The organism is uncultured Enterovirga sp., assembly GCF_964242715.1.
Classification (GTDB): domain Bacteria; phylum Pseudomonadota; class Alphaproteobacteria; order Rhizobiales; family Beijerinckiaceae; genus Enterovirga.
Genome location: NZ_CAXTAZ010000033.1, coordinates 1 through 13640, shown reverse-complemented (window position 1 = coordinate 13640; position 13640 = coordinate 1). Strand labels below are relative to the sequence as shown.

General features: G+C 67.9%; 13 protein-coding genes. 9 read left to right on the top strand and 4 right to left on the bottom strand.

The window, feature by feature from the left end; translation table 11 throughout:
- Positions 1–20 precede the first annotated feature (20 nt).
- The 7 genes from ACFE87_RS15975 to ACFE87_RS15945 are packed head-to-tail and all read left to right on the top strand — an operon-like array spanning position 21 to position 7515.
- Entirely contained in the window at positions 21–1736 is a 1716-nt protein-coding gene (locus ACFE87_RS15975) for a CocE/NonD family hydrolase (protein ID WP_375460643.1), read from the top strand.
- A 49-nt stretch (positions 1737–1785) separates the two neighbouring features.
- On the top strand, positions 1786–3027 hold the full coding sequence (locus ACFE87_RS15970) for an ABC transporter substrate-binding protein (protein ID WP_375460642.1): 1242 nt from the start codon (positions 1786–1788) through the stop codon (positions 3025–3027).
- A 12-nt stretch (positions 3028–3039) separates the two neighbouring features.
- On the top strand, positions 3040–3900 hold the full coding sequence (locus tag ACFE87_RS15965; RefSeq protein ID WP_375460641.1) for a branched-chain amino acid ABC transporter permease: 861 nt from the start codon (positions 3040–3042) through the stop codon (positions 3898–3900).
- 42 nt (positions 3901–3942) lie between these two features.
- Positions 3943–4941, top strand: coding sequence for a branched-chain amino acid ABC transporter permease (locus tag ACFE87_RS15960; protein WP_375460640.1), 999 nt, complete (start codon positions 3943–3945; stop codon positions 4939–4941).
- The gene (locus ACFE87_RS15955) at positions 4938–5675 is read left to right on the top strand and encodes an ABC transporter ATP-binding protein (protein WP_375460639.1); all 738 of its coding nucleotides are present in this window, start codon (positions 4938–4940) and stop codon (positions 5673–5675) included. The genes ACFE87_RS15960 and ACFE87_RS15955 overlap by 4 nt, the downstream gene beginning before the upstream one ends.
- Complete coding sequence (locus tag ACFE87_RS15950; protein WP_375460638.1) at positions 5665–6384, top strand: ABC transporter ATP-binding protein; 720 nt, start codon at positions 5665–5667, stop codon at positions 6382–6384. Before ACFE87_RS15955 ends, ACFE87_RS15950 begins: the two co-directional genes overlap by 11 nt.
- A gap of 60 nt (positions 6385–6444) precedes the next feature.
- A complete protein-coding gene (locus tag ACFE87_RS15945) occupies positions 6445–7515 on the top strand; it encodes an amidohydrolase family protein (RefSeq protein ID WP_375460637.1) in 1071 nt (356 codons plus the stop codon).
- A 27-nt stretch (positions 7516–7542) separates the two neighbouring features.
- On the opposite strand, the gene ACFE87_RS15940 is transcribed toward ACFE87_RS15945, so the two are convergent.
- The gene (locus ACFE87_RS15940; protein ID WP_375460636.1) at positions 7543–8763 is read right to left on the bottom strand and encodes an FAD binding domain-containing protein; all 1221 of its coding nucleotides are present in this window, start codon (positions 8761–8763) and stop codon (positions 7543–7545) included.
- 57 nt (positions 8764–8820) lie between these two features.
- Positions 8821–9477, bottom strand: a complete 657-nt coding sequence (locus ACFE87_RS15935; RefSeq protein ID WP_375460635.1) for a TetR/AcrR family transcriptional regulator — start codon at positions 9475–9477, stop codon at positions 8821–8823.
- A 114-nt stretch (positions 9478–9591) separates the two neighbouring features.
- Between ACFE87_RS15935 and ACFE87_RS15930 the strand changes: the two genes are divergently transcribed.
- The gene (locus ACFE87_RS15930) at positions 9592–10032 is read left to right on the top strand and encodes a hypothetical protein (RefSeq protein WP_375460682.1); all 441 of its coding nucleotides are present in this window, start codon (positions 9592–9594) and stop codon (positions 10030–10032) included.
- Here ACFE87_RS15930 and ACFE87_RS15925 read toward each other — a convergent pair.
- On the bottom strand, positions 10029–12149 hold the full coding sequence (locus ACFE87_RS15925) for a molybdopterin cofactor-binding domain-containing protein (RefSeq protein WP_375460634.1): 2121 nt from the start codon (positions 12147–12149) through the stop codon (positions 10029–10031). The genes ACFE87_RS15930 and ACFE87_RS15925 overlap by 4 nt on opposite strands.
- Entirely contained in the window at positions 12146–12628 is a 483-nt protein-coding gene (locus ACFE87_RS15920) for a (2Fe-2S)-binding protein (protein ID WP_375460633.1), read from the bottom strand. Before ACFE87_RS15920 ends, ACFE87_RS15925 begins: the two co-directional genes overlap by 4 nt.
- A 173-nt stretch (positions 12629–12801) precedes the next feature.
- Between ACFE87_RS15920 and ACFE87_RS15915 the strand changes: the two genes are divergently transcribed.
- Positions 12802–13640: cyclase family protein (locus ACFE87_RS15915; protein WP_375460632.1), on the top strand; the 839-nt coding region annotated here is incomplete at its 3' end.

Genomic DNA, 13640 nt, shown 5'->3' with positions numbered 1-13640 from the left:
GCTCCGAGATCCGCGACGGCATGCGCGTCGACTGGAACCTTCCGGTCGTCATGGATGACGGGCTCGTGCTGCGCGCCGACGTGTTCCGTCCGGTGTCCGAGGGCCGCCACCCCGTCCTCCTGACCTACGGGCCCTACGCCAAGGGCCTCGCCTTCCAGGACGGATATCCGAGCGCCTGGAGCATCATGGCCGCCAAGCATCCGGATGTCCCGGCCGGCTCCTCGAACCTCTACCAGGCCTGGGAGGTCGTCGATCCGGAGAAATGGGTGCCGCACGGCTATGCCTGCGTCCGGGTGGATTCCCGCGGCTGCGGCTGCTCGCCCGGCTATATCGACCATTTCGGTCCCCGCGAGCAGACGGATTACGTCGCCTGCATCGCATGGGCGGCGGCGCAAGGCTGGTCGAACGGCAAGGTCGGCCTGAACGGCGTCTCCTATTTCGGCTCGAACCAGTGGCATGTCGCCAAGCACAAGCCGCCAAACCTTGCCGCCATGTGCATCTGGGAGGGATCGGCCGACTGGTACCGCGACATGACCCATCACGGCGGGATCCTGTCGACCTTCTGGGCCAACTGGTACGACATGCAGGTGAAGACGGTGCAATACGGCGCCGGCGAGCGGGGTCGCCGAAGCCGCGCGCATGGCGAACTCGTCTGCGGTCCCGAGACGCTCTCCGACGAGGAGCTTGCGGCCAACCGCTGCGATTTCGGAGCCGAGATCCGCGCCCACCCGCTCGACGACCGTTACCATCAGGACCGCTCGCCCGTCTGGTCGGAGATCGAGGTGCCGTTCCTGTCGGCCGCGAATTGGGGCGGGCAGGGGCTGCACCCTCGCGGCAATTTCGAGGCCTTCATGCGGGCCGCCTCGCCGAATAAATGGCTCGAGGTGCACGGGCTCGAGCATTGGACGCATTTCTACACCGATTACGGCCGCGAGCTGCAGCTTCGCTTCTTCGACCATTTCCTGAAGGGCGAGGATAACGGCTGGGATCGCCAGCCCCGCATCCTGCTTCAGGTTCGTCACCCGGGCGAGCGCTTCATCGAGCGCGCCGAAAACGAGTGGCCGCTGGCCCGCACGGAATGGACGAAGCTGCATCTCGACCTCGCCACGGATTCGCTGGCGGCGGCCCCGCCCCCGGCCGTGGCGCTACGCAGCTTCGAGGCGATGGGGGACGGGCTGACCTTCCTGACCCCCGCACTCGAACGGGAGACGGAAATCACGGGGCCGATCGCGGCCAAGCTCTTCGTGTCCTCCTCTACGGAGGACGCCGAACTCTTCCTCGTGCTGCGGGTCTTCGCGCCCGACATGAAAGAGGTCACCTTCCAGGGCGCGATCGACCCGCATACGCCGGTCGCGCAGGGCTGGCTTAGGGCGTCGCATCGCAAGCTCGATCCCGAACTGACGCTCCCTTTCCGGCCGTACCACACCCATGACGAGCGTCAGCTTCTTACCCCAGGCGAGATCGTCGAACTCGACATCGAGGTCTGGCCGACCTGCATCGTCGTGCCGGCAGGCCACCGGCTCGGCCTGTCCGTCCGCGGGCGGGACTATGTCTATCCGGGCGGAAGCGGCGGCAAGCTGTCGAATTTCAAGAACGAGCTGACCGGGTGCGGACCGTTCCTGCACGACGATCCCGCGGACCGCCCGCCCGAGATCTTCGGCGGCACGACGACGCTCCATTTCGGGCCGGACAGGCAGGCGTTCATCCTCCTGCCCGTCATTCCGAAGCCAAGCTGACACACAGAAGCGGCGAGACCAAACCAGCGCCGAACCCGAGGAGGAACCCATGACCATCCAACGCCGGACCATTCTCAAGGGCGCACTTGCATCCACGGCCGCGGTCGCGATGCCGAACCTCGTTCGCGCGCAGGCGGCGCCGTTCCGGATCGGACTGCTGACGGTGAAGACCGGTCCGCTCGCGCAGGGCGGCATCCAGATGGAGCAGGGGCTCGCGACCTTCCTGAAGGAGAAGAATTCGACGCTCGGGGGCCGCAAGGTCGAGCTGATCACGGCGGATACGGGCGGCAATCCGGCGGGCGCGCGCACGAAAGCGCAGGAGGTGGTCGAGCGCGACAAGGTCGACATCATTCTCGGCCCGCTCGCGGCTTTCGAACTCCTCGCCATCACCGATTACGTCCGCCAGAAGCAGATCCCGCTGATTAGCGTCGCGGCGGCGGAGGACGTCACCCAGCGCAACGTCAATCCGTGGATCATCCGGCCGACCGCGACCTCCGGGCAATGCTCGCACGTGATGGCCGATTACGCCGCCAAGGAGATGAAGCTCAAGCGGATGGCCACGATCTCGGAGGATTTCGCCTTCGGCCACGAGCAGGTCGGCGCGTTCCTTCGCGTCTTCGAGGAGAACGGCGGCAAGATCGTCAAGAAGCTCTGGCCGCCGCTGAACGCGCCCGATTTCACGCCCTTCATCGCGCAGATCGGGCAGGTGGACGGCGTCTTCACCGGCTTCGCCGGCTCGAACCCGCTGAAGTTCCTGCGCGCCTATTCCGATCTCGGCCTCAAGGGACAGATCCCGATCACCGGGGGCTGGACGGCCCTCGACGATGCGCTGCTGAAAAGCTTCGGCGACGAGGCCGTCGGCGCCATCTCGGCGACCTACTACACGGCCGACCACGGCACCGAATCCAACAAGCGTTTCGTCGCCGCCATGGCCAAGGATTACGACGTCATCGCCGGCGCCTATTCGGCCGGCATGTACATCGCCGGGCAGTGCATCGAGGCCGCCATCGCGAAGCTCGACGGCAAGACCGACGACAAGACAGCCGTCATGGCCGCTCTGAAGGCCGTGTCCCTCACCGATACGCCGCGCGGGCCGATCAGCTTCGACCAGAACGGCAACGTCGTCGGCGAGGTGTTCATCCGGCGCTGCGAGCGCCAGGGCGGCAAGCTCGTGAACAAGACTATCAAGACCTACGAGAAGGTCAGCCAGTTCTGGACCTACGACCCGGCCGAGTTCGTCAAGCAGCCGGTTTATTCCAGGGATTATCCACCCGCGAAGAACCTCCAGTAAGCCGCCGAAAAAATGGCCGTCTGGCCGCTCCTCACCGTCAACAGCCTGAGCCTCGGCGGATTGCTGTTCCTGCTCTCCGCCGGGTTCTCGCTGATCTTCGGGCTGATGCGGATCCCGAACCTGATGCATGGCTCGTTCTTCATGCTCGGCGCCTATCTCGGCGCGAGCCTGACGCAGCGTGGCTATAATTTCTGGTTTGCCGCCCTCGTCAGCGCCGGGGCCATGGTGGTGATCGGCGGCCTGATCGAGCGCCTGCTGCTGCGCCGATTGGCCGGGCAGGAGCTTGCGCAGGTGCTCCTGACCCTCGGCCTCTCCTTCGTCGTCGCCGACCTGTGCTTGATGATCTGGACGGGCGATCCGATCCAGCCCGCGACGCCGCCCGGGCTTGCGGGCGGCGTGCGGGCGATGGGCATGTTCTTCCCGATCTACCGGCTCGCGATCATCGCGATCGCGATCGTCGTCGCGATCGCGCTCTGGATCCTGATCGACTGGTCGCGGCTCGGGGCGATGATCCGGGCCGGCGTCGACGACGCGCCGATGGCGCGCGTGATGGGCATCAAGGTGTCGCGGCTCTTCACGATCATCTTCTGCCTCGGGGCAGGCCTCGCGGCGTTCGCGGGCGTGATGGGGGCGCCGTTCCTGTCCGTCTATCCCGGCCTCGACGCCGACATGCTGCCGCTCGCCTTGATCGTCGTGATCCTCGGCGGCGCAGGCAGCCTCGTCGGGGCGCTGATCGGGAGCTTCATCATCGGCTTTCTGTACAATTTCGGCCAGGCGATGTTTCCGGACCTCGCCTACGTGATCCTGTTCCTGCCCATGGTGCTGGTCCTCATCCTGCGGCCGCAGGGCCTGCTCGGACGCGTGGCGACGTGAGCGGTATCGTCATTCGCCCCGCGCCCCTCCACGGATAGAGGCATGACCGCGCGAAAGGGACAGATCGCCTGGGCGACCCTGCTGCTCGCCATTCTGGCGACGGTGCCGATCTGGATGCCGAGCCTCTATTACGTGAACATCGCGAGCCAGATCCTGTTCTGGGCGATCTTCGCGCTCGGGCTGAACGTCCTCGTCGGCTATGGCGGCCTCGTCTCGCTCGGCCATGCCGGCCTGTTCGGCTTCTCAGGCTACACGGCCGCCTTGCTCCTGGCCGCGGGCTACGGACATGCCGTCGCGATCCCGGCCGCCGTTCTCGGCGCGGTCGCGATGTCGGCGCTCTTCGCCGTCCTGGCACTCCGCTCGACCGGGATCGCCTTCCTGATGATCACGCTCGCGCTCGGCCAGATCCTCTGGGGCATCGCGTATCGCTGGGCGAGCCTTACCCAGGGCGACAACGGCGTGAACGTGTCCGGCCGCCCAGCCCCGTTCGGGATCGACCTGACCGAACCGCGCGCCTTCTATGTCGCGGTCTACGTGATCCTGATCCTCTGCCTCGTCTCGATGCTGGCCTTCGTGCGCTCGCCCTTCGGGGCCAGCCTCCGCGGCACGCGCGACCAGCCCCGGCGCATGCGGGCACTCGGCTTCAACGTCTGGCTGATCCGGTTCGTGGCCTTCCTGTTCTCGGGCTTCTGGACCGCGATCGCCGGGCTCCTGTTCCTCTACTACAACCAGTTCATCAGCCCGCAGGTGATGGCGCTCCAGACCTCCGCCGAGGCGCTGCTGATGGTGATCTCGGGCGGCACGGCGACGCTTGCCGGACCGGTGGTCGGCGCCGCGATCGTCGTCATCATGAAGAACGTCGTCTCGGCCTATGTCGAACGCTGGAACATGGTCCTCGGGCTGATCTTCGTCCTCATCATCAGCTTCATGCCGGAGGGTCTCGTGCCCGGGACGGCGCGCCTCTGGCGGGCCGCTCGCGCGCGGCTGCGGGCCGGCCGGGCCTCCGCCGAGCTGAACGCGGCCGGGGAGGGCGGCCGGTGAGCGCCCTCACGGTTCGAGGCCTGTGCAAATCCTTCGGCGGGCTCCACGTCACCCGGAACGTCGATCTCCACGTCTCGCCCGGGGAGCGGCGCCTGATCATCGGGCCGAACGGGGCCGGCAAGACGACCCTCTTCAACCAGATCACCGGCGACCTGAAGCCCACGAGCGGCACGATCTCGCTCCTCGGCCAGGACATCACCCGGGTGCCGAGCCGGATGCGGGCGCATCTCGGTCTCGCCCGGACCTACCAGATCATCACGCTGTTCGGACGCGACACGATCCTGCACAACGTCACCCTTGCGCTGCTCGGGCTGTCGCCGGTGCGCTGGAACCCGTTCGTCCGGCTCGACCGGCAGACGGAGCTGATCGAGAGGGCCGAGGCCGCGCTCGCCCGGGTGGGCCTGGAGGGGATGAAGCACAGGGCGCTGGGCGAGACCTCCTACGGCGAACGCCGGCGCGTCGAGATCGCGATGGCGCTCGCGCAGAACCCGAAGGTGCTGCTGCTCGACGAGCCCTTTGCGGGCCTCTCGGTCGACGAACGCCGCGACGTCAGCCGGCTCCTCGCCTCGATCCCGCGCGACGTCACCATGGTGATGATCGAGCACGACATGGATGTCGCTCTCGAATTCGCCGACCGGATCACGCTCCTGCATTTCGGCGAGGTGATCGTCGAGGGCTCGCGTGCGGACGTCGTCGCCGACCCGCGCACCCGGGAGGTCTATCTTGGGGCGTAGCGCGCTCACCCTCTCCGACGTGCACGCCTTCTACGGCGACAGCCACGTCCTGCACGGGATCTCGCTCGACCTCGGCGAGGGTCGGCTGCTCGGACTTCTCGGCCGGAACGGGGCCGGCAAGTCGACCTGCATGAACGTGACGGTCGGCCTCGTGCAGATGCGCGACGGCGCGATCGAGGTGTTTGGCGACCCGATCTCGAAATGCCAGCCGGAGGTGATGGCCTCGCGCGGCATCGCGCTCGTGCCGCAGGGGCGGCGCATCTTCCGCTCTCTCACGGTTCGCGAGAATCTCGCGGTCGCGTCCCGCAAGCCGGCCCGCGACGCGAAGGCGCCCTGGACGATCGAGCGCGTGTTCGACATGTTCCCGCGCCTGCGCGAACGGAAGAGCCAGAATGCCGGCCTGCTCTCGGGCGGCGAGCAGCAGATGCTCGCGATCGGCCGGGCGCTGATGACCAACCCGCGCGTGCTCCTCATGGACGAGCCCTCGGAGGGACTGGCGCCGCAGATCGTGGCCGAGGTGGGGCGCATCATCGCGCGATTGAAAACCGAAGGCCTCTCGATCGTGCTCGTCGAGCAGAACATCAAGCTGGCGCTCGATCTCGCCGACGAGGTCGCCATCATCAACACGGGCGAGGTCGTCTTCACCGGCACGCCCGCGGCCCTGCAGGCCGACGAGGCCGTCATCGCGCAGCATCTCGGCGTGTTCTGACCGGACCCCGGCGCTGGCCCTCTCCACCCTTCCTCGAACCTCGATCCTTCAGGAGCTGTCATGGCCGAGATCTGGAACAAGTACGACCCGACCGCCGCCCGCCCTCATCCGAAGCCGGGCCGGACGAACCGCCCGAGGAGCCTCACCTTCGACATGCACGCCCATGTCGGAATTCCGGCGGCCGGGCAGTTCGTCGCCCAGCATTTCGACCCGATGACGACGCCCCTCGTGCGCTGGCAATCGCCCGAGACCCGGGCCGTCAACGCGAAACAGGAACAGGATCTGAAGACGCGGATCACGCCGGCCGGTTTCGACCAGCGCCTGCGCGACCTCGAGGCGATGGGGCTCGACCAGCAGCTGATCCTGCCGCCGCCGCCGCAATGCTATTACACCGTGCCGATCGAGATCGCCGTGAAGGCCGCCCAGATCGTGAATGACGGCATCGCCGAGTTCGTGGCGCGCGCCTCCGATCGGTATATCGGGATGGGGACCGTGCCGATGCCGGATGGCGAGGAGGCCGCGAAGGAGCTCGAGCGCTGCATGAAGGAGCTCGGCTTCAAGGGCGTCCAGGTCCTGACCAACGTCGACGGCAAGGAGCTGTCCGACCCCGAATTCGCGCCGTTCTGGGCGAAGGCGGAGGAACTCGGCGCGCTCGTCGTCATCCACCCGAACGGGTTCACGGAGGGCAAGCGTTTCGAGCGCTTCTATTTCAACAACGTCATCGGCAACCCGCTCGAGACGACGCTCGCGCTGCACTACCTGATCTTCGACGGCGTTCTGGAGCGGCACCCGAACCTGAAGATCCTGGCCGTGCATGGCGGCGGCTATCTCGGCGCGTATTGGGGCCGGATCGACCATGCCTGGGGCGCGCGCTCGGACTGTCACGCCGACCTGCCGAATCCGCCGACGAGCTACCTGAAGAAGGTCATCTTCGACACCGTCGTGTTCACGCCGGGCCAGCTCGAGAATCTCGTCGCGACGTTCGGGGTGGACCAGATCGTCATGGGAACGGATTACCCCTTCGACATGGCGGATTACGATCCGGTTGGCCATGTCGTGTCGTCGAAGCTCGACGAGGGCCAGATCGCGGCCATCTGCGGCGGCAACGCGAAGCGGATCCTCGGGCTGTAGGCACCCGACGCTGCGGGCGCTGCCGGGCTACGCGTCGAGGAAATCCAGCAGCGCCGTCTCCGCCATCACGGCCTCGGGCGAGCGATGGCGCTCCGCCCTGGCCCGCTCCGCGTCGCTCGCGAAGTCGCGCTTCATGTAGGTGCCGAGATGACGGGCCTGTTCGACCATGCGGCGTCCCATCTCGAGCCGCTCGGCCTCGAAGCCGGCCAGGGCGGCCGAGACGTCACCGGTGTCGAGTAGCCTGTCGGCGAGGCACATGGCGTCGCCCGCGGCCTTCGCCGTTCCGGCTCCGACATGGGGCCTGGCGACAAAGGCCGCGTCGCCGATCAGGGCCACGCGACCAAAGGCCATGCGGGGCGATTCGAGGTCGTAGATCGGCTGCAGGAAGGGCTGTTCTGTCAGCCGGATGATCTCGCGGAATTGCGGCGCGAATACCTCCTCCGCATGAGCCCGCATCTCGGCGACGACCGCCTCGGCGATGAGGGGAGGCGGGATCGACATCTCGTGCCGGTGTCCGGCCTCGTCCGTGAGAAGCCGCGGCAGGTCGGTCGCATCGTCTGCCGGCCGGTACCAGACGAAGTTGTAGCGGCGGCCACCTTCGCTCGCGTGCTCGTCGTCGCCCGCGACCGGGTAGCCCAGGATCTGCTCCTCCGCCGGCAGGCCGAAGGAGAAGTGGTCGAACATGCGGCGATGCAGGTCGGGCGGAAACACGGCCTCCTCGACGAGTCCGCGCCAGGCGACATAGCCCGCATAGCTCGGCAGCGTTTCGGGCGCGAAGATGCGGCGCACGCTGGAGCGGAAACCGTCGGCGCCGATGAGGAGATCGCCCGTGGAGGTCGTCCCGTCCGCAAAGATGGCCGTGGCGCCCGCCTCGTCCTGCGTGACCCCAACGAGGTCGCGGCCGAGATGGTAGCTTTCGCCCGGGAAGACCGCCCGCAGGATGCCGAAGAGCCGGTTCCAGGAGGTCGCGACCTGAGGCCGGACCGTCTCCGCGATCACACGGCCGGAACGGTCGAGCGTCTGGCGCCGGCTCACGTCGACGCCGAGGTCGCGCGTCGCGGCGAGGCCGAGGTCGCGCAGCGTCGCCAACACCTGCGGTTGCGTGACGATGCCGGCTCCGCGGGCCGCCAATTCCACAGGCGACCGCTCGAAGACTTCGACATCCCAGCCGTCGCGAATGAGCCGCAGGCCGGCGAACAGGCCGCTCATCGAGCCGCCGATCACCAGCGCCCGCCTGCCGCTCGCCATCTCCTTCTCCATTGTTTATCGGCCGATAAAGGACGCGGCGGTGGCGTGCAACAGGCTTTACGCGAGAGCGCGTTTCACGGTTTCGGGAAAGCCCTGGAGGAAGCTGTCGATCGACATCTCGATGAAGTGGGGCAGGGGAGTGCGGGGCGCGACGCCATACACGTTCTCGCGCATACCGTAATAGAAGATGCCGCCGTGGAAGAGCCAATAGCCGTCGATCTCGGCCGCCGTGATCGGGATTTCGGCGGCTCCGGGCAGGCCCGCGAAGACGCGGACCTCCTCGCAGATCGTGCGGAGAACATGGTCCTCGACGAAGCTGATCCACCAGCGGTTGATGTCGAGTCCGCGCAGGCCCGAGAACAGGTAGATCCGCATCCATTGCGGCTCGAAGATCACCCCCGTGTAATGCGCGTAGAAGGCGACGAGGCGCTCGCGAAGCGGCGCCTCGCGGCGGCCGAGAAGCTCGATCCACTCGCCCCGCCAGCGGCTGAGATAGACCTCCTCGTAGACGGCGCGGATGAGCTCGTCCTTGGACGGGAAGTAGCGGTAGATCAGCGGCTGCGTGACGCCGAGCCGATCCGCCAGGCCCCGGGTCGCACCTTCGAAGCCGAATTCGGAGAAATAGGCGACGGCGGCGTCGACGATCTGCCTGCGGCGGTCCGCGGGGGCCAGTCGGCGGAACGCCTTCTTGGCCGGCTCGATCGCGGCGCTCATCGGCCCACACTCCGGCGCGAGCCCGCTTGGCAGGTCCTCATGGCCGCGAGCCTTGACACCTCAAATCTTGCTGATCAAGTGCTCAACAGTGCACGTCTGGAGGTTCGCATGGCGATGACGATGACGCCCGGCAATGCGATCGAGCATGCTCCCTGGCCGCAATGGCTGACCGACGAACTGGCCCGCGCCGTTCGGAACGGATGCGTCGGCAACGAGCTCGTCTCCGAGGACGAGCGGGTGCGGGTCTGGACGATCCGGCTGAAGCCCGGCGAGCGCTATGGCTTCCACAAGCATGTGCTCGACTATTTCTGGACCTGCATCACGGGCGGCCGCGCCCGCTCCCACCATCAGGACGGCTCGACCTACGAGCGCGACTACGTGCCGGGCGAGACGCAGCACGAGCGCTATGCGGCCGGCGCGTCCAAGATCCACGACCTCGAGAATACAGGAACGGCCGACCTGATCTTCACGACGGTGGAATTCCTCGACAGCGCCAACCCGCCGCTCCCCGTGCCGAACGCAGCGCGTTTCGAGGAGCGCAGGAAGGCCGCCTAACCCGCCTCCATCGCGGCCAGGATGCGGTCGCGCGTGAGGGGCAGGTCCCGCATCCTGATGCCGAGCGCATGGGCGACCGCATTGCCGATCGCCGCCGCCGTCGGCCCGAGCGAGACCTCGCCCAGCCCGAGCGGCGGGTCGTTTGGGTCGCCGACGAGGGCGATCTCGACGTCCGGCACCTGCGAGAAGCGCAGGATCGGGTAGGTGTTCCAGGTCGAGGTCGCGACGCAGCCGTCCTCGAACCGCACCTCCTCCTGCGTGGCCCAACTCACCGCCTGGATGATGCCGCCCTCGATCTGGTTCGCGGCTCCGTCCGGGTTGATGACGAGCCCGGCATCGACGGTTGCCCAGAGGCGGCGGACCCGCACCTCCTCGTCCACCTCGACCTCGGCCACGATCGCGGCATAGGCGGCGTGGTTCTTGTAGCGGCTGAAGGCGATGCCGCGGCCCATGCCGGTTCCGCCCTCCAGGCCGGGCTGCCAGCCGGCCATCTCGGCGGCCCGCTCGATCACGCGGCGGCCACGCGGATCGCTCAGCATGGACAGCCGGTACGCCACCGGATCGCGGCCGGCGCGCTCTGCGATCTCGTCCACCGCGCTCTCGATCGCGAAGACGTTGGCGAGCGCTCCGAGCCCGCGCAGCGCGGAGGTTCGGACGGGAAGCTTTGGGACCAGCCGGTGCACGATCCGCTGCGGAGGCAGATCGTAGAGCGCGAGAGAATTGCGGCTCGCGCCGCCGCCGCGCTCGTCCGGAAAATCCTTGCCGTCCGGACGGGGCCAGGGCCTTGCGAGCGCTTCGGAGGAGAGCAGATGCACCTCGCCATGGGCGCCCGGGCGGCTGACATGGGTGGGGCTCGTCACCGTCAGCGTCCAGTCGAGCACGCGGCCGTCCGCCTCGCAGCCCGCGTCGATCTCGACGATCATCGCCGCCCCGAAGGGCGACGACGACAGCTCGTCCTCGCGCATCCACATGACGCGTATCGGCACGCCTGGGCGAGCCACGGCCACGAGCGCCGCGTCGAGGGCGACGTCGTCGGCCCCGTTATGGCCGTAGCAGCCCGCGCCCTGCTGGTGATGGACCACGACATGGTCCGGCGCGAGTTCGAGGACCTGGGCGAGCGAGGCGCGGAGCGGTCCGACGCCCTGGCTGTGCGTCCAGACATTGAGGCGGCCGCCCGCGAACAGCGCCACGGCGCAGGAGGGGCCGATCGAGCCATGGGCAAGGTAGGGCCGTGAATAGCGGGCATCGAGCCGGAACGCGGCGGCGGGGTCCGGGCGGTTGTCGGGCCCGATCTGCCGGTCGCTCGTCGGCTGGGACAAGAGCCAGGCCGCCTGCCCGTGCTCGGGCGAGAGCGGCTCGCCGCCTGTCCATGCGAGACGCTGCCACGCCCGGCCGAGTGCCGCCGCGCAGGCGGTCTCGTCCCGCGAGACGAAGGCGAGAAAATCGCCGTCCCGGATCAGCTCGACCTCGGGACCAGCCAAGCGCGCCAGCACCTCGTCCGGGCTCGCGAACCGCGCACCCGCCCAGGGCCGGTGCACGATCCGGGCATGCAGCATCCCGGGAAGCGCCATGTCGTGGATGAAGGGCGCCCCGAACACCTTGCCGGGCAGGTCGAGCCGCTGCTCGCTCCGTCCGACGACGCGGTATTCCGAGGGGCGTTTCGTCGGCACCGATCCCGTCGCCGTCGCCGAGAGTTCCACCGAGCCGGCGAGGGACCAGTAATCGAGCGCGGTCCGCGCCCCGGCGCGCCGGATTTCCCCGGCCTCCACGGACAGCTCGGCGGGATCCGCGCCAAGCCGGGCCGCCGCACTCTCCAGCATGCGGGCCCGCACCTCGGCGCAGACGAGCCGGATCGAACCGCCGCCGATCTCGACCGACAGCGAACCGGCCGTGACGCCTTCGGCGGGAGAAAGTTGCGTGTCGCCGGAGACGACCTTCAACTGCCGAGGCTCGAGGTCGAGTTCCTCAGCCGCGATCTGGCGCAGCGCCGTGAGGATGCCCTGGCCGAGTTCGACCTTGCCGGTCTTGAGCGCGACGGTGCGGTCCGGCTCGAAGGCGATCCACTGGTCGAGCCGCGGGTTGTCGACGAGGCTCTGGGGCAGCGTGTTCCGGATCATGCGGGCACGCCTTCGCGGAGCATCGTGGCGGCACGCTCGACGGCGCGGATGACGCGAAGGTGGACTCCGCAGCGGCAGAGATTCGGTTCGAGCGCGGTCTTGATCTCGTCATGGGAGGGCGAGGTCGTGCGGGCGAGCAGCGCGGCGGCCGAGATCTGGATGCCGGACAGGCAATAGCCGCATTGCCCGGCCTGCTCTTCGATGAGCGCCATCTGGATCGGATGCGGAGCCGCCTCGTCGCCCAGTCCCTCGACGGTCGTGATCGCGCCGTCCCGGACGGCCGAGACCGGCAGGGTGCAGGAATAGACCGGGATGCCGTCGAGCAGCACCATGCAGGCGCCGCAGCGCTCGTGGCCGCAGCCGAACCGCGCCGATTTCAGGTCGAGCTCGTTCCGGAGCACGGCCAGGAGGGGCGCGTCCGGATCGGTCTCGACCTCCCGCACCACGCCATTCACGTTCAACCGAAGGCTCGACCTCATCGCACCTCGCTATCCGGCCCGTGACCAGGCGGCGAAGGACCGGCTTGACCCCCGGGCCGCGTTATTTAACATCTGCTCAACAACGAAGATACGGACCCAGGGAGGAAGGCGCGACCGTCGGCGCGGCCTCTCTGAACCACCGTCTCCGAACGCTGGTGCAAGGGAAGGACCGCATGAATATCCAGGTCGGCAAGGCCGCGATTTACGAAGCGGCCGAGAAGCTGAAGAACTGGGGACGGTGGGGCGCCGGCGATCGCATCGGCACGCTGAACCATATCACGCCCGAGATGATCCGCGAGGCCGCGACGCTCGTCCGCACGGGCGAGGTTTTCGCGATGGGCATTCCGCTGAACAACCAGGGTCCGCAGACCGGCCTCTTCGGCGGGCGCTGGAATCCGATCCACACGATGCTGGCGACCGGCACGGACGCGATCGCAGGCCGTTTCGACCACACGAACAAGCTCCGCTTCGCCGACGACGCGCTGAACATGCCCGTGCAGGCGGCGACGCACTGGGATTCGCTCGGCCACATCTTCCTCGACGACAAGATGTATAACGATCTGGACGCGAGGCTCGTCGACGGCGGCGGCGTGCAGGAGCTTGGGATCGAGCATACGCGGGCCAAGATGGTCGGCCGCGGTGTCCTCCTCGATGTCGCCCGCCACAAGGGCGTGGACTGGCTCGAGGACGGCTACGGCATCTCGAACGACGAGCTCGATGCGACGGCGGAGGCGCAGGGTGTCGAAATCCGAAAAGGCGATTTCGTGATCGTGCGGACCGGCCAGATGGAGCGCTGCCTGCACGAGAAGAAATGGGGCGGTTATGCCGGGGGCGACGCGCCGGGCGTGCGCTTCGAGAATTGCTATTGGTCGCAGGCCAAGGAGATCGCCGCGATCTGCTCCGACACCTGGGGTGTCGAGGTGCGGCCGAACGAGACGACCGAGGTGCAGCAGCCCTGGCATTGGGTGGTGATCCCGGCGATCGGCCTCACCATGGGCGAGATGTTCTACGT